16 protein-coding genes, 1 pseudogene, 1 riboswitch and 1 other annotated feature are annotated in these 17045 nt (G+C 36.3%); of the genes and pseudogenes, 11 read left to right on the forward strand and 6 right to left on the reverse strand.

What is annotated here, in order from left to right:
• Positions 1–55 precede the first annotated feature (55 nt).
• A complete protein-coding gene (locus tag QRE67_RS06980; protein WP_286124176.1) occupies positions 56–1414 on the forward strand; it encodes a sodium-dependent transporter in 1359 nt (452 codons plus the stop codon).
• A gap of 102 nt (positions 1415–1516) precedes the next feature.
• Here the strand turns inward: QRE67_RS06980 and QRE67_RS06985 are convergent, their stop codons facing one another.
• The 3 genes and pseudogenes from QRE67_RS06985 to QRE67_RS06995 form a co-directional block, all read right to left on the reverse strand.
• A complete protein-coding gene (locus tag QRE67_RS06985; RefSeq protein WP_286124177.1) occupies positions 1517–1681 on the reverse strand; it encodes a hypothetical protein in 165 nt (54 codons plus the stop codon).
• 83 nt (positions 1682–1764) lie between these two features.
• Positions 1765–2145 (reverse strand): annotated as a pseudogene (locus QRE67_RS06990) (hotdog family protein).
• A 307-nt stretch (positions 2146–2452) separates the two neighbouring features.
• Positions 2453–3718 (reverse strand): murein hydrolase activator EnvC family protein, encoded by a 1266-nt coding sequence (locus QRE67_RS06995; RefSeq protein ID WP_286124178.1) that lies wholly within the window; start codon positions 3716–3718, stop codon positions 2453–2455.
• Positions 3719–4141: 423 nt separating this feature from the next.
• Between QRE67_RS06995 and gltP the strand changes: the two genes are divergently transcribed.
• From gltP to QRE67_RS07010, 3 genes are all read left to right on the forward strand, one after another.
• The gene (gltP, locus tag QRE67_RS07000; protein WP_286124179.1) at positions 4142–5413 is read left to right on the forward strand and encodes a glutamate/aspartate:proton symporter GltP; all 1272 of its coding nucleotides are present in this window, start codon (positions 4142–4144) and stop codon (positions 5411–5413) included.
• Between the two features lie 64 nt (positions 5414–5477).
• On the forward strand, positions 5478–6005 hold the full coding sequence (locus QRE67_RS07005; RefSeq protein ID WP_286124180.1) for a ribonuclease FAU-1 family protein: 528 nt from the start codon (positions 5478–5480) through the stop codon (positions 6003–6005).
• A 144-nt stretch (positions 6006–6149) separates the two neighbouring features.
• Positions 6150–6254: riboswitch (SAM riboswitch) on the forward strand.
• A gap of 95 nt (positions 6255–6349) precedes the next feature.
• The gene (locus tag QRE67_RS07010; RefSeq protein WP_286124181.1) at positions 6350–7666 is read left to right on the forward strand and encodes a Na+/H+ antiporter NhaC family protein; all 1317 of its coding nucleotides are present in this window, start codon (positions 6350–6352) and stop codon (positions 7664–7666) included.
• A 75-nt stretch (positions 7667–7741) separates the two neighbouring features.
• Here QRE67_RS07010 and QRE67_RS07015 read toward each other — a convergent pair whose 3' ends face one another.
• The gene (locus QRE67_RS07015; RefSeq protein WP_286124182.1) at positions 7742–8659 is read right to left on the reverse strand and encodes a DUF4240 domain-containing protein; all 918 of its coding nucleotides are present in this window, start codon (positions 8657–8659) and stop codon (positions 7742–7744) included.
• A gap of 428 nt (positions 8660–9087) precedes the next feature.
• Here QRE67_RS07015 and QRE67_RS07020 point away from each other — a divergent pair, with 428 nt between their 5' ends.
• From QRE67_RS07020 to QRE67_RS07045, 6 genes are all read left to right on the forward strand, one after another.
• Entirely contained in the window at positions 9088–9447 is a 360-nt protein-coding gene (locus tag QRE67_RS07020; protein WP_286124183.1) for a lmo0954 family membrane protein, read from the forward strand.
• Positions 9448–9485: 38 nt separating this feature from the next.
• Positions 9486–10148 (forward strand): PspA/IM30 family protein, encoded by a 663-nt coding sequence (locus QRE67_RS07025; protein WP_286124184.1) that lies wholly within the window; start codon positions 9486–9488, stop codon positions 10146–10148.
• A gap of 106 nt (positions 10149–10254) precedes the next feature.
• On the forward strand, positions 10255–10995 hold the full coding sequence (gene liaF, locus QRE67_RS07030; RefSeq protein WP_286124185.1) for a cell wall-active antibiotics response protein LiaF: 741 nt from the start codon (positions 10255–10257) through the stop codon (positions 10993–10995).
• Positions 10995–12035: a sensor histidine kinase gene (locus QRE67_RS07035; protein ID WP_286124186.1), complete on the forward strand. Its 1041-nt coding sequence runs from the start codon at positions 10995–10997 to the stop codon at positions 12033–12035. Before liaF ends, QRE67_RS07035 begins: the two co-directional genes overlap by 1 nt.
• Before the next feature lie 256 nt (positions 12036–12291).
• Positions 12292–12924 (forward strand): response regulator, encoded by a 633-nt coding sequence (locus tag QRE67_RS07040; RefSeq protein WP_286124187.1) that lies wholly within the window; start codon positions 12292–12294, stop codon positions 12922–12924.
• A gap of 114 nt (positions 12925–13038) precedes the next feature.
• Positions 13039–13302, forward strand: a complete 264-nt coding sequence (locus tag QRE67_RS07045) for a DUF3992 domain-containing protein (RefSeq protein ID WP_286124188.1) — start codon at positions 13039–13041, stop codon at positions 13300–13302.
• Positions 13303–13331: 29 nt separating this feature from the next.
• On the opposite strand, the gene brnQ3 is transcribed toward QRE67_RS07045, so the two are convergent.
• Both brnQ3 and QRE67_RS07055 read right to left on the reverse strand, forming a co-directional pair.
• On the reverse strand, positions 13332–14687 hold the full coding sequence (brnQ3, locus tag QRE67_RS07050; RefSeq protein WP_286124189.1) for a branched-chain amino acid transport system II carrier protein BrnQ3: 1356 nt from the start codon (positions 14685–14687) through the stop codon (positions 13332–13334).
• 57 nt (positions 14688–14744) lie between these two features.
• Positions 14745–15003, reverse strand: a binding site (T-box leader).
• 43 nt (positions 15004–15046) lie between these two features.
• Positions 15047–16588: a bifunctional metallophosphatase/5'-nucleotidase gene (locus QRE67_RS07055; protein WP_286124190.1), complete on the reverse strand. Its 1542-nt coding sequence runs from the start codon at positions 16586–16588 to the stop codon at positions 15047–15049.
• Positions 16589–16828: 240 nt separating this feature from the next.
• Between QRE67_RS07055 and QRE67_RS07060 the strand changes: the two genes are divergently transcribed.
• Positions 16829–17038, forward strand: coding sequence for a hypothetical protein (locus QRE67_RS07060; protein ID WP_286124191.1), 210 nt, complete (start codon positions 16829–16831; stop codon positions 17036–17038).
• Positions 17039–17045: the final 7 nt, after the last annotated feature.

Consider the following 17045-nt stretch of genomic DNA (forward strand, 5'->3'; position numbering starts at 1 on the left):
AAATGAAAGTGTATAATTGTGAAAGGTGGAAAAATTCAGAAAAGGAGAATAGACAATGAAAGAAACACAGCAATGGACGTCGAAAATTGGTTTTGTACTCGCAGCAGCCGGAGCCGCAGTAGGACTTGGTGCAATATGGAAGTTTCCATACGTTGCAGGTAATGGTGGAGGGGGAGCGTTTTTTCTAGTCTTTTTATTATTAACTTTATTTATCGGTATGCCCCTTCTTTTAGCAGAGTTTGTCATTGGTCGTAGTACACAGAAAGAAGCAGTTACTGCATATAAAATGTTAGTGCCGAATAGCAAATTATATCCATGGATTGGTCGTATGGGTGTTGTAACCTGCTTTAGTGTATTATCCTTTTATAGTGTTGTTGGTGGTTGGATCTTATTATATTTATATTATAGCGTGACAGGTAATTTCTGGAGTGGAACAGTTGAATATGGAAAATTGTTTGAGCAAACCATTTCAAACCCAGCGAGTGCAGTAGGAGCGCAACTGATATTTATGCTTTGTACTATCTTTGTTGTAAGTAAAGGTGTAGAAAAGGGAATTGAAAAAGCTAGTAAGTATATGATGCCGCTCTTATTTATTTTATTTATTGCGATCATTATTCGTGCTCTTACGTTAGAGGGGGCATGGGCCGGAGTTGAGTTTTTCTTAAAACCTGATTTTACGAAGTTAACAGCTGATACTGTTTTATATGCGATGGGACAATCGTTCTTTTCGTTAACAGTGGGAGCATCGGTTATGGTAACGTATAGTTCGTATTTAAAGAAAGAAGAGCATTTAGCAAAATCGGCAACATCTATTGTAAGTTTAACAGTGTTTATTACAGTACTTGCAGGGTTAGCAATCTTCCCAGCTATTTTTGCTCTAGGTGTGAAGCCGACAGAAGGACCTGGTTTACTATTTATTGTTCTTCCAGCTGTGTTTGCGAAAATTCCATTTGGACAGTTTTTCTTTATTATGTTTTTAATTTTATTCTTCTTTGCAACATTAACTTCTGCAATTTCTATGCTTGAAATTGTTGTAGCTTCTGTAGCGAAAGATAATGAGAAGAAACGTCCTTCTGCATCGTTTATTATTGGATTACTGATTTTTGCGGTTGGAATTCCAGCTGCATTATCCTTTGGTGTGATGAGTGATGTAAAAGTATTCGGAAAGACATTTTTTGACTTAGTAGATTTTGCGGTAAGTAATGTATTACTTCCGTTAGGGGTACTAGCAATCTCATTATTTGTACCGAATAAAATGAGTAAAGAGTTACTGATGAAGGAATTAGAGGTTACAGAAACGAAGGGGAAAACATTATTTAACATTTGGTTTTTCTTACTACGTTATATTATTCCGATAACAGTAGTCATTGTATTTTTAAATGCAATTGGTATATTTAAGGTTTTCGCAAAATAAAAAGGCGAGGGGGGATTCCCTGCCTTTTTATTTTATCCCGCTATTCGCGAGGGCTAATAATCAGTGGGATATGAAGAAAATCCCACTGATTAAAGTTTCACTTTATTGTGATGTAGGTGTTTTTAATAAACGATTATATGTTTTATAAGCTGTAACAACTGCGATGAAGGAACCGATTAAAAATATAGTTGAACCACCAAACGTAAATAGTCGGCCGATATATGTTTCTCTTGCCTCTTTTATTACTTCTTGTAGTTCTGTATTCATGTGTCTCCCCCCAGATGAATAGGCATTTTGTTTTAGTCTATGTAAAATGCCTACAAAGTGTTAAAAATGAAGGAAGATGAGGATTAAGAGCTTCTAATAATACCTTTACTTGTTCCAATTAAAACATCTTTTCCATGTTGATTTTTGTATATGAACGCTATAGAAATTTTTTCGTATCCTTCCATTGATGTAACTTCAGTGATTGTAAGCTCGCAAGTAATCGTATCGTCCGTAAAGACAGGTCTAATAAATTCATTATTCATTTCCCGTGCAATATAATGTAAATCTCCGCCGATTTTTGTCCCGATACTGGCTGTCAATAAACCATGAACCATGTAACGTCCATTTTCATCTGGTTCCATATGGTGTCGTCCCTAATCACCAGAAAGTAGTGCGAATTGTAATATTTCTTCTTTGTGAAAGGTTCTTTTTGTAGTAAATGTGTCTCCAATCTTCAAGTTTATCTCTCCTTATCCTGTAAAATATATAATGGGTGATGATTCACTTATTATATATTTTACAGAAAATTCTTTCTTTTTTAAAAGAGAATTGAGAAGTTCAACATCGCGTAAATAGCTAGTAAGAGACTCTGTTTTGGCATCTTGTTTTATCCCGCTTGCAGGCAGTAATACCTCGGCCTCAAAATTTGGCAGGTTAGGCCGGGGCTAATAATCAGTGGGGGATGAAGAAAACCCCGCTAATTAAGGTTTCACCTTATCGTTGTTTCTATGCAAAATTAAAAACTCGGCATGTGCCGAGTTTTTAATACAGTTAAATATAAGGTGCCGGATCTACTGCGTTTGTTTTACCAACATTCCATTCGCCAATATGGATTTCGAAATGCAAATGCTGTCCGGTAGACTGACCAGTATTACCCATAAAGCCTAATTGTTGTCCTTGTGTTACTGTTTGTCCAACAGATACAGAGCGGCTACTCATATGAGCATATACAGTTGTGTATGTTTTGCCGTTCATACGGTGTGATAAGTACACAACATTACCGTAACTGGATGACATATCAGAGCGGATTACGACACCATCAGCGGCTGCGATAATTGGTACTGTACCAGAAGCTGCGATATCTAAGCCTGCATGATGACCACGGGAAGGGTCGTTAAATCCTGAAGAAAATCCTCCTGCAGCTGGTTTAATAAACCCACTCTTGTTTCCGTCCTGCGGTGTTGTAGCTGGAGTAGAAGCTGCTGAAGCGGGTTGTGCAGCTTGTTTTTGAGATTCTGCTTTTTTGATTTCTTCCGCTTTACGAGCTTCTTCCGCACGTTTTTCTTCTTCAATTGCTTTTTGAACGGCTTGACGTTGATTTTCTAAAATTTCTTTTGATTCTTCTAAACTTTCAATTTCAGAATCTACTTTTAATACTTTGGCGTGCAAATCGTTAATTAGTGTTTGTTGTTGTTGTTGATTTGCTTGTAGTTCTTGTTGTTGTTGTTGTAATTTTTGTTCGGATTCTTTCAGTTGTTGTTCTTTCTTTTCAATAGCTTCTTTTTCTGTTTTTACAGTCTCTTGATCGTCTGTTTGTTTTTTTACGATGTCTGTATCGTTATTTAAAATTAAACTGACAGAATACATATTTTCAATGAGGTCTGCGAAGTTATTTGAGTTTATCAATACTTCTGTCACGATATTTGTACGCGGCTTTTCTTGCATGGATTGCAAGCGTTGTTTGATTACATCTTGACGTGTGTCGATTTGTGTTTGTAATTGCTCGATATGTTTCTTTTTCTCGGTAATCATTTTTTGTGTTGTACTAATTTCTTTTTTTGTAGTGTTCAAATCAGCTTCATTTTTATTGATAGAATTTGTTAATTCGTCGATTTTTTTTTGTAATTCTTGTATTTCTTTTTCAATCTGTTCTTTCTCTGCTGATTTAGTATGTAATTCTTGTTGGTTACCCTCTAATTCGGTTTGAATGTTCGATAATTTATCTTGACTTGTTTCTGCGTATGCTGGTGAAAGCAATGGAGAAACAAGAAGAGTTCCTGCTGCCAATACACTAAAAGCTACAAATTTCTTTTTCATAGGTGTCTAGCTCCTTTCCCTATGATGTATATATCATAAGAAGAAGAACGATGTCTATTGTTGTAATAATAATGTAAAGAAAACTTTATAAATATACTGTGAATTGTTGGAATTACGGTTATTTCCGCATATTATGTTGATTACTGTGTTAGAATTGAATGGATGAAAAAAAGTTGATATATAACACATGGAATCGTTCTCATGTTAGGTTTTCTGACATGAGGTTTATCTTTGTCAAGAAAATTATTTGTATTCAGACAAACTTATTTTGTTGTCAGATTTCATTTTTTGATTTATCATTTTTAACAGGGGAGAAAATGTAGGGAATTGTCGAATAATATACAATACTCTTATTTTCTTTATTTCATAATATCTTTAAAAAATATAGAGATATAAACATCTGAGAAGGGGGTTGCTGCAAGTATGAAAAGAATTGGACTTGCGTGGCAAATTTTAATAGGGCTTGCACTTGGTATTGCAGTGGGAGCAATCTTTTATGGAAATGACACAGTTGCAGGGTATTTACAACCAATTGGTGACATCTTCATTCGTTTAATTAAAATGATTGTTGTACCTATTGTGGTAGCTAGTATCGTTGTTGGTGTAGCTGGCGTAGGTGATGTAAAGAAACTTGGTCGATTAGGTGGAAAAACGATCCTTTATTTTGAAATTATTACAACTATCGCCATCGCTCTTGGTTTATTGATAGCGAATATTTTCCAACCAGGAAAAGGCGTGAATATGGATGAATTAACAAAGACTGATATTTCTAAATATACAGCGACAACAGAGCAAGTGCAGAGTCATTCATTTGCAGATACATTTGTGAATATTGTCCCAACGAATATTATGAAGTCGTTAGCAGACGGTGATATGCTTGCGATTATTTTCTTCTCCGTATTATTTGGTTTAGGAGTTGCAGCGATTGGGGAAAGAGGAAAACCAGTTCTTCAATTTTTCCAAGGTGTAGCTGATTCGATGTTTTATGTTACAAACCAAGTGATGAAATTTGCACCGTTTGGTGTATTTGCGTTAATTGGTGTAACGGTTTCTAAGTTTGGTATAGCATCATTAATTCCACTTGGAAAGTTAGTTATTGTGGTGTATGGATCAATGATTTTCTTCGTTGTTGTTGTATTAGGGCTGACAGCGAAACTATTTGGAATTAATATTTTCCAATTCTTTAAGATTTTAAAAGACGAGCTTATTTTAGCATATTCTACAGCAAGCTCAGAGACGGTTTTGCCGAAGATTATGGAAAAGATGGAGAAATTCGGTTGTCCAAAAGCCGTAGCATCTTTCGTTATTCCAACAGGTTATTCATTTAACTTAGACGGATCAACATTATATCAAGCAATTGCGGCTATTTTCTTAGCGCAAATGTATGGTATTGATTTGTCCATTACAGAGCAACTTACATTAATGCTTGTGTTAATGGTAACATCTAAAGGAATTGCGGGTGTACCGGGTGTATCGTTCGTTGTATTATTAGCAACGCTTGGTACAGTAGGTATTCCAGCAGAAGGTTTAGCATTTATCGCTGGTATTGACCGTATTCTCGATATGGCACGTACAGCAGTTAACGTAGTTGGTAACTCATTAGCAGCTGTTGTTATGTCTAAGTGGGAAGGTCAATATGATGAAGAAAAAGGACAAGCTTATTTTAAAGAAATTTCAGAGAAACAAGCAGCTTAATGAATGATAGAGCCCTCACGGAAGACGTGGGGGCTTTTCTGTATAGAAAAGGGGTTGTAGTGTGATGAAAAGGAAATATGGAGATGGATCTTCATGGGAACGGTTAATAGATAAAACATATTCGGTGAAACAGGTACAAGAGGGGATGCTAGGTATACTACATATGAATGAAGTGAAGGCTCCTAGTTATAAACAATATAATGATCGGAAGCTTTGTATTGTAGATGCAGGTTATACTTGGATGCAGTATTTTATAAACGGGAAAAATTTTGCGATTACAGCGATGTTGAATGAAAAAAAAGAGCTTGTGCAGTATTATATTGATGTTGCAAAAGAGTATCAAATAGATGAAAGGGGAATGCCTTATTTCGATGATTTATATTTAGATGTTGTGTTGTTACCGAATGGTGATATATATTTGCTTGATGAAGATGAGTTAGAGGAAGCATATAGGGATAAAGATGTTTCTAAAGAAGAATATGATGTAGCTTGGACTACGGCAAAATGGCTTATAGAGACGATGAAAAAAGAAACGCTTTCCTGGTTTGCAGTTTTAGAAACAGAAATTCAAAAAACGAAATGTAACGTTTGATCCTATGAAATGTTTGGTGTATTCGTAATTTTGTATAAATATCAAAAAAATACCAACTATTTTTATAGAAATAATAATTGACTTTTGATTTGTAAACGAGTAAAGTTAGGAAAGAATTCCTTACAAAAAATAAAATATGAAACCTTCTTATAAAGAGAGGCGGAGGGACTGGCCCTACGATGCCTCGGCAGCGGACTCATCATAGAGTGCTGTGCCAAATCCAGCAAGTGTATGCTTGAAAGATGAGGAGAGTGTTTCTTATAGATGTATAAGACCTCTTCTCTTCGGAAGAGGTCTTTTGTTGTTAGAGAGAAAAGGTTTAGAAATAGGGAGAGGATGTTATTTTGAAACAAACGAGAGGAAATGGGTGGGCATTATTACCGCTTGGAATATTTTTAGCGCTATTCATTGGTTCTGGAATTATTACTGGCGATTTTTATAAATTGCCAATACTTGTAGCAATTTTAATTGCTGTGGCGGCAGCGTTAGCTATGAATCGAAAAGAAAGTTTTACAACAAAAGTTGAACGTTTTGCCAAAGGGGCTGGCAATCCGGATATTATGATTATGGTATTAATTTTTGTACTTGCTGGAGCATTTTCTGAAACTGCAAAAGGAATGGGCGGCGTGGAATCGACGGTAAATCTAGCCCTTGCTGTTTTACCGCAAGGATTTATTGTTGCTGGAATCTTTATTATTGGCTCATTTATTTCACTAGCGATGGGAACGTCAATGGGAACAATTGCTGCATTAGCACCCATTGCAGTGGGGGTTAGTGAGCAAACAGACATTTCATTGGCACTTGTGATGGCCACAGTTGTTGGTGGAGCGATGTTCGGTGATAATCTATCTTTTATTTCAGATACGACGATTGCTGCTGTTCGTTCGCAAGGAACGGAGATGAAAGATAAATTTAAAACAAACTTTTTAATTGTATTACCAGCTGCGGTTATTACCGTTGTGCTGTTGGTTGTGTTAACAATTGGAAATGATACAGAAATAAAGGCTCATGCATTCGATTGGGTGAAAATTTTACCGTATGCAGGTGTACTTGTTACAGCGTTACTTGGCTGGAATGTACTTATTGTATTAACAGGCGGAACAGTTTTATCGGGTATTATTGGTCTTATTGATGGTAGCTACACACTGGCAAGCTTCTTTAAAAGTGTAACAACGGGAATTAATGGCATGATGGAGTTAGTGCTATTAGCAATTTTGATCGGTGGAATGGTTGAAATCATTCAATATAATGGTGGTATTCAATATTTAATGAATACATTAACACGTAATATTCGTTCGAAAAAAGGTGCAGAGTTTGGAATTGCTGGTTTAGTGAGTTTGACAAATATGTGTACAGCAAATAACACTATTTCTATTATTTTCACTGGTCCGCTTGCAAAAAATATTGCTGATCAGTACGAAATTGATCCAAGAAAATCAGCGAGTGTATTAGATCTTTTCTCATGTTGTGTACAGGGGCTAATTCCATATGGTGCTCAAATGTTAACTGCGGCAGGATTTGCAGCATTGTCACCGATTGAATTGTTACCATATGCGTTTTATCCAATCTTGGTTGGGATTTGCGGTATAGTTTCAATTTTGATTGGTTTCCCACGGTTTTCAAAGGTGGCGGAAAAAAAGCAATATCATAAAACAGCATAAAGAAAGAGGGTGTCTTGTATAAGGCATCCTCTTTCTTTATGAATCGCTCTTTGATTTACAATGTAGTGTATAAACTTACTCCCAACCTGCTTTATTTGAAAAGGATTCATAATCACATCCTGTTTCATATTTAAATTCTTTATTCATCCTTCGCATATATGCTTCTTCTGCTAGATATAGTAGAGGTTCAAACTCTTCGTCTTTTGGCATATAAACCGGTTCTGTTAGAGCCTTTTCGAATAAATCTTTTCCTCTTGCGATTGCAAGACATCGTGTATATAAGAACACATCGGCTGAAACATAATCATCTTTTGTTTTGCTAAAGGAGGCTGCGCCAATATGTTTGGCATGCTCTCTTGTATCTAAGAGATACAATTTATAGGATAAAGATTCATGAAATTGTTTTATATCTTTTACTTTCATAAGGGATAATGCCTCGATGGCAGGTTCTAATACATCATATTCATCTTTGGTTTGTAATTTCCAATCTAAGAGGGAAATGATTTTCCAAAATGTATAATCCTCCATCATTTCTTTGGGAGACTGTGGTAGCTCTTGCCATTCACGTAGCATGTTTTCTTCTTCTTCGCGTATTTCTTTTTCAAAGTTTGCTCTATCGTGTTTCCAGCGCCATTCATACCAAACTTCTATTCCGTTATGTTCGCCCCATTGGCCGCTATATGAAGAACATGTTAATTTCTTCTCTATATTTGAGAGAGGAATGTTCCCAAGATAAATAGCGTCTGATGGAACATCTCCATCTACCCAATACAATGCAAGTTCACTTTCATAGAAAAAGCGATTTTCTTTCAAAATATTGTATAAACGTTTATCTTCTAGGCTTGGGATGCCTACATCTAAATAGGGAGTTGTCGCAAGCAAGGTAGAATTACTTATTCTATTTATCACTCGAACAGCTCCGTACCAATTATTAGGTAAAATTACTGTATAGATATCACCAATTTCTACAGGACGAATTTGCTTCTTTTTCAATATATGCTGCCCCCTTTAATTATTTTATATATGTACTCTTTTATTATCTATGCCTAATTATAGGATGCAACAAGAATTTCATAAGGCTTAATAAAATCATTACATACCTATTCACTAAATTTTTAGCTCTCCAGTTTGTTTTATCCCGCCATTTGCGGACAGTACGCCCTCTTCCTCAAAATTTAGCAAAAGCAAAGAAGTTAGGTGAGGAGTCAACTGCTCGTAAAAGCCCGATTGGTGAGGGCTAATAATCAGTTGGGGATAAAGAAAACTCCACTGATTAAATTTTTACTTTATATGCCATTTTAATGTAGGGCTGACCCAGAATAGGTCTTAAGTCTGAGTCGAAAACGGTTCTTAAGCTCGTTATGAAAAAACGAAAAAATAGTTAAGATAAGAGTATCAAATCGAAGGGAGGCAAGCACAAGATGAAACAGTTTTTAGCGTTTATCGCAGCCGGTATTTTGGCTTTAATTGCTCTTGGTAGTCTTGCTGGTATTGTAGGATTCGCAATTGGAGCAGGGATTGTGTACTGGAGCTATAAATCATTTGTGCGAGCACAATCATTTTTTGGAAAGTTAGCTTGGGGTATTGTCGGTTTAGTCGGCCTGTCAATCGCCTTATCTCATTCCCCAGCATTAATCGGTATTGCAGCATTAGTAGTTCTATATTATGGATACCGTGAGTGGAAAAAAGGAAAAGATACAGTAGTAAATTCTACTTCAGAAGGTTCTAAACCATATAGCAACTTTGAAGACGAGTGGAACAAATTAATGAAAAATAACTAATATCAACTAATAATATAGTAGAAGAGAGGAAGATTATAATGAAACAATCTTTATTCGGACGTGTACGCGATGCAATACTTGCAGATTTTCACAATGTGTTAGATGAAAAAGAAAGAAAAAATCCAATTGCGATGTTAAATCAATACTTACGTGATAGTGAGCGTGAAGTAACGAAAATTGAAAAGCTAATTGAGCGTCATAAAACATTAAAATCTAATTTTGCTCGTGAGCTTGAGCAGGCGCGTTATTTTGTAAATAAAAGATCAAAGCAAGCTGTAATCGCACAAGAAGCAGGAGAAATGCAATTGCATGAACGTGCGTTAGAAGAAGTAGCATATTATGAAGGGCAAGTTGCTCGCCTAGAAGAAATGTATGCTGGTGTTGTAGAGCAAATTGATGAATTAGAGCGTCGCCTGTCTCAAATGAAAAATAAATTAAAAGAAATGAATGCGAAACGTATGGAGTTAATGGCTCGCGAAAATATGGCGCATGCGAACCGCCGTATGAATTCAGCACTTCATAAAATGGATGAAAATAACCCGTTTTTACGATTTGAAGAAATCGAAGATCATATTCATGATTTAGAGTTACGTATGAATGAAGATCATGAACGTGATACATTTGATATGAAAATTGCAAAACTTGAGCGTGAAATGAAGGAAAAAGATGAAGTAACTTTAACAAAAGAAACGATAAAATAATTGTAGTACATTATAAAACGAGCTTATGATATAGTGATAGAAGAAAAGGTGTTGGAAAGCAATACCTTTTTCTTCTATTTAAAGTGATGAAGAAGGGGGAGCTGCAATGAAGAAACAATTTTCAAAAACACAATTAGTGGGGATGCTCCTCATCATATTTGGATTTGGTCTTTTTCTTGATATGATTCTCGGACATTTTGAGCCGGGTGCCCTTATTTTTGCATTTATTATGATTATGTTTGGAAGACATTATCGAAAAAAGAACCGATATGTGAGAGGAAATGTATTTTTATTTGTCGGAGGACTTATTTTCTTATTCTTTCTGTTTTCATCAGCAGCCTTCGTTCTCGTTGTATTTGCTTGCTTAGCTTTCATTGGTCATCAGCTTATTCGAGGTCAGCAGAAGCCAAAAACTGTACAGGTGGAGATTAAAGAAAAGGGATATATAGATGAAGAAAAACAAATCTATCGAACAGAACCGTATCTTAAGAATATGATGGTTGGTAACGTACGAGTGATGGATCATATTTATGAGTTAGAAGATATTAATGTCCAGTACGGAGTCGGTGACGTTGAAATTGATTTGACGACGGCAATGGTTCCGGAAGGAGAAACCGTTATTGTCATTCGAGGTGTTATTGGTAATATCCGTTTGTATGTTCCGTATGATATTGAACTATCTTTAAATCATTCTGTTATTATTGGGAGAGTTCTGCTTCCTGGTCATGAAGAAACAGGCTTTAACCGAAATGTGACGTTTAAAACAGAACAGTATAAAGAAGCGCCTCGCCGTATTAAAATTATTTCTTCGCTTATCGTAGGCGATACGGAAGTGAGGAAAGTATAATGAAAAAGCAAAAGAATATTTCATGGATGTATATTCGCTACTCTATGTTATCTTCTGTTAGCATTGCACTCATTTGTACCATTATATATGTATGGAAAAGCGAGCAACATGTATATGATTTGTTATGGAAAGAATCCATTGCTTCTGTTCCAATTGGCTTGTTTATTATAAGTACGAGTCTTCTCATTGGAGGAATTGTTGGGTATGCAATCGGCTATTATATGCAGCAGCGTATTCAAGGTTTAACCACCTTTTTATTTGAAGTAGAACGAGGGAATTTCCCAAAGGATGTTTCTTTTACTGCAGAAGATGAATTTCATGAGGTAGAGCGAAAAGTGATTGTGCTTGCTAGGCGATTAGAGGAGCAAGCGGGATTATTTCAAAAGGTAACGAACGAACGAGCACATTGGAATGAAGAGATGAGGCAAGAAGCCATTTCTCAAGAGCGACATCGGTTAGCTAGAGAGCTTCATGATTCAGTCAGTCAACAGCTTTTTGCGATGTCTATGATGATGTCAGCTATTAATGAGCAGATGGCCCATATACCAGAAACGACGCAAAAACAGTTGCAACTTGTTGAAAATATGGTCGTAAATGCGCAATCGGAAATGAGGGCATTGTTGCTTCATCTACGTCCGGTACAATTAGAAGGCAAAAAATTAACAGAAGGTATCGAGGAATTATTAACAGAGCTTTCAAGAAAACAACATATGAAAATTGAATGGTTAATTGAGCCAATTCAATTGAAAAAAGGTGTAGAAGATCACTTATTCCGTATTGTACAAGAAGCGTTGTCCAATACATTACGACATGCGAAAGCGAAGAAAACAGAAGTGCGGCTGCGTCAAATTGATAAATATGCGATTTTAAAAATTATTGATGATGGCGTTGGGTTTGAAGTAGGTGTCAATAAGGCTGGATCATATGGTCTTCAGTCTATGCAAGAGCGCGTCCATGAAATTGGCGGAACTTTAAAAGTACTAAGTTTCCCAAATAAAGGAACGCAAATTGAGGTCAAAGTACCATTTATCCCGCATTAACGGGTATATAAATCCATTTTGATTTTTCGACATATAAGCTGCGGCTATGGATAACAAAAGGTGTTCTGCACTCGTTTTCTCTCTTTGTTTTCACTATGTCTGGGCAGGAAAAGGATCTGACCGCTTCTATGCATGGTCGGATGCTCTCTCTCACCTAAAAAGAAGGGTTTTATGTCGTTTTTTTAATTTGTATCCATATAGTAAGATCCAAAATTATTAAAGTTTCACTTTATGATAGAAAGAGAGGAGGACTAACATGATTAAAGTATTGCTTGTTGATGATCATGAGATGGTTCGTATGGGTGTATCCGCTTATTTATCAACGCAGCCGGATATTGAAGTTGTAGGAGAAGCGGAGAACGGGAGAAAAGGTTCAGAATTAGCATTAGCATTAAAACCAGATATTATTTTAATGGATCTTGTCATGGATGATATGGATGGTGTTGAGGCGACGCGTGCGATTATTCAAGAGTGGCCGGAAGCAAAAATTGTTGTTGTGACAAGCTTTTTAGATGATGAAAAACTATACCCCGTCATTGAAGCAGGTGCAACCAGTTATTTATTAAAAACATCAAGAGCAAGCGATATAGCTGATGCGGTGCGGGCAACATATCACGGAGAAACAGTGCTAGAGCCGAAAGTTACCGGAAAAATGATGTCACGTATGCGTCAAAAGAAAGAGCAGCCTCTACACGAAGATTTAACAGAACGAGAGTCTGAGATTTTATTATTAATTGCAGAAGGAAAGAGCAACCAAGAAATTGCAGATGAGTTATTTATTGCATTAAAAACAGTGAAGACACATGTAAGCAACATTTTAAATAAATTAAACGTAAGTGATCGTACACAGGCGGTTATTTATGCATTTCGTCATCAGTTGACGAAGTGAAACAAAACTTCCATCGAATGTATACTATGTACAGGTGGAAGTTTTTTTATTGACGCACCTTTTTGAAAGCGTTATCATTTAATTGGAGGCAGTACATACAAAGGGGGAAATTGTATGTTAGTTCAAACAATATTTGAAACGAGTAAAAAAGAAACGTTAGGAAATTATGTGAACGTGTTGCAAGCACTTAAGAAGCAATATGATGTAGAGACAGATTGTATTGCAATTATTGAAGCAACAGAAGAGCATTATTTATTTCTAATAAAACAAACCGATGGCTATGATGTCGTAAAGGTAGAAATGGTTGATACAAATCTAGAGTACTATACAAAAGCATATAAAGTAGGCAGTTTTACGAATAATTCCTACCAAATATAAAAAACTCCCGAACTCGGGAGTTTTTTATATTAAGAAGCCTTGCATTCAGAAGCTTCTTCCGTTAAGGGTATTGGTTTTGCACCTGTTACTTTTGCAATTGCAAAACCAATTACTGCTCCAGCTAGTGCTGGTAAAAGCCAGCCAATTCCTTCATTATAAAACGGGATAGATTCAAAGTAAGAAGTAACGAATGTTACTGGTAAATTTGCTTGTTTAAAGCCATCAAACACACTCACCATTGCCGCACCAATTAAAGCACCAACGTAAACAGAGCGATAACCACCAAAGTATTTATGAAGTAGTGATAATAGTACGAGTACTATAGCAATTGGATAGACAACAAGTAAAATTGGAACAGAGATTGCGATGATTTTTGTTAATCCTAAGTTTGCTACTAACAGTCCTAATGTACAAATTATACCGGCGAGACTTTTGTATGAAAATTTTGCAAATAATGTTGAGAAATATTGGCTACATGCTGCTACAAGCCCAACGCATGTTGTTAAACAAGCAAGTGTAACGATGAGTGCTAATAATGCAAGACCATATGGACCGAATAATTGTTGAACGATGGCAGTTAATAATTGACCACCATTTTTTGCATATCCAAGAGAAACACTTGTTACACCTAGCCAGCCGAGTGCTACATATACAAGTATTAACCCTGTAGCTGCAATAAGTCCTGCTTTTGTCGTTGCAAGTGCGATTGCTTTATGATCTTCTACACCTTTTGAACGGATTGCATTCACGACGATAATTCCGAATGCAAGGGCCGAAATTGTATCCATTGTTAAATAGCCTTCCATAAATCCTTTAAAAATAGGAGAAGCTTGATAGTCCTGCATTACTGGACCAGATTGTCCAAGCGGTGTAAACACGCTTTTTATAAATAATAATAAAATAGAAAGTAATAAAATAGGTGTTAACACATTCCCGATACGATCTACTAGCTTAGAAGGATTTAAGCTGAGCCAATATACAATAGCAAAGAAAACAACCGTATAAACAAATAATGCTAAGCTGCTGGCACGTATTGCTGTTGGTAAAAATGAACTAACACCCATTTCATATGCAACGTTAGCCACACGTGGAATCCCCATAGACGGGCCAATTGCAACATATACAACAATTGTAAATAAAATTCCGAATACTGGGTGGACATGACTTGCTAGTTGCTGCATCCCATTACCAGAAAGAGAGATTGCAATAACTGTTAATAACGGTAAGCCGACGCCTGTTAGTAAAAATCCAATCATTGCCGGCCAAAAGTGTTCACCGGCATTTTGTCCAAGCATAGGAGGGAAAATTAAATTACCTGCCCCAAAAAATAAAGAAAATAGCATAAGTCCTGTGAAAAAAACATGTTTTTTTGATACAGTGTTCATTGTTTTTCCTCCTTGTGTAAAAATTCATTTGTAAGAACACAAAAAACTCGCCCCTTAAAAAGGGACGAGCTATATTTACCCGCGATACCACCCTAGTTCATACACGTAGAAATACATCTATATGTATGCGGCTTTGCAACGTACAACATGATACGTGTTCCGTGTAACGGGGGACAACCGGTAAGAACTTACTACATTGTTCAGCCCTACTTCTCGGAGATGATTTTCGGTTACGCACTGAACGTTGGCTTTCAGCAAAGCGCCAACTCTCTGGGGAACAGCTTTATAACGTACTCGTTCTCGTCAATGAATTTTGTTTAAGTATTTTGACAATATTTTCACATGTTTTTTTATGAGAGTCAATAGGTTTTTTGAATATAATTTTGAGGAAGTGTATCTATTCGTGAAATGGAGCGAATGAAATTTGCGAATGCTTCTTGATCTGTTGGGCCTTCAGTGCGATTTCTCCCGGTTTTAAAAGTCATAAATTTATCTCCTCCATTTGCTAAAAAAGAATTGACTGTAACAGAATATATTCGATCTTCTTGGAGAGGCGTCCCATCTTCTAATGAAATGGATTGGATTATTTTGTTTTTCCAAGTATAGTGGATTCCAGAAATTTGTAGCATACGCGTTTCTTCTTTCCATTGTTCTTGCAGGACATTTCGAATCTCTTTTCCAGACAAGTCCATTTTAATTAACGTATTTCCAAATGGTTGAATCAGGAATGTATCCTCCCATGTAATTAGACCTTTTTTCAAGTTGTGACGAATGCTTCCTGGATTTACAAAAGCAATATCAGTTTTCATAATTTGACGCTGAGCGATAGCTAGAAGCGTACCTAATTTTGATTCTCCATCGTCATTTTGATCTCGTGTTAACGTATGTTCCGTTTCTCCTAGCGTTTCTTCCGTAGTAGAGCGAATTTTTGAAGCGTAAGACTCCATCCATGTTTGTATGTGAGAATCAGAGGAGATTGCATCTTGATAGATAGGAACGATGTTTGTTTCTTTTTTTGTAATCTCTTTCGTTTTTCGATTCAAGGTAACCGTAACATTTGAAAAAGCCTTTCCGTATGAATAAGCTTGAACAAGCAGTTTACCGTTAACATTCCCGTTTATATAAGAGTGAGAATGGCCACCGAAAATAATATCGACATCATCATCTAACTGACGTGCTAAATCAGCTAAGGGTCCGTTTGTTTTCATATTGTTTGTTGTACCGCCAAGATGTGCAAGAACAACAATTGCATGAATACCTTGCTTTTGTAGCTGTCGTACATATGTATGAATAGAAGAGGCCTCATCTAAAAAAAGAACGGATGACATATTGCTTTGCATTGTAAGAAAAGGAGTATCTTTTGTGACAACACCAATAAAAGCGATGGGAACACCATCTACCCATTTAATGGTATAGGGAGGGAAGAGGAGTTGTTTCGTTTTTGAATCGATTACATTTGCACATACGTAAGGAAAAGAGCTACTAGAAAACATCGTTGCTTGTGTGATTGAATCACCGCTGATTAATTGTTGTAGTGTGGCAGGGCCTTTATCAAATTCATGATTTCCAACTGTTCCAACATCAAACTTGAGATAGTTTAAAAATTCCATCGTTGGTTCATCATGAAAAAGTGCCGAAATTGGTGGGCTTCCACCGATCATATCTCCTGTATGAACAAGCAGTGTATTAGGTTGTTTTTCACGATATGATTGAATATAGGCAGCTACATAATCAGCGCGTCCCACCGCTTTTCCGTGCAACTTTGAAGTCGTATTTAACTGACCATGGAAATCATTAAGACCGATTATTTGTACTTGTACTTCGGTAGAGGGAAAAGGGGAAAAAAGAACGGAAACGACCATATAAACAAGCAAAATGATAAATGAGAAACGATATGGCATATTGTCACTCCTCTATTTCATAAATTTAGGTTAAAGAGATTTTTTATTTATGATGTTATGTTCATTGTATGGGGAGGACAACTTATTCTTTTGTAAAGAGTACGTAAAGAGTATGTGATGATGATTTGAATTTTTTGATAAATATGACAATTTGTACGAAAAAGCAGGAATTTCTGTTCACTATAGAGAATAAGACAACAATCCACTTGCTGGAATAACAAACCAAAAGAGGTGACGGAAATGCTTGCGATGGGTGTATTGTTTGGAATTATGGCTATTTGTGGTTTTATATGGTTATATTATTCTCGTTCGTTTAAACAAGCAGAAGTGTTACTCTTTCATAAAGGTAGTTTGTTGACAAGTAAATCTAGATTTCTAGTATGTTCAAAGTGTGGAAGTGCACAGGCTAGAAGTGGGGGATACCAAGAGTGTTGTAAAGTTAGATTATGAGACAAGG

This window comes from Bacillus sp. DX3.1, from assembly GCF_030292155.1.
Lineage (GTDB): Bacteria > Bacillota > Bacilli > Bacillales > Bacillaceae_G > Bacillus_A.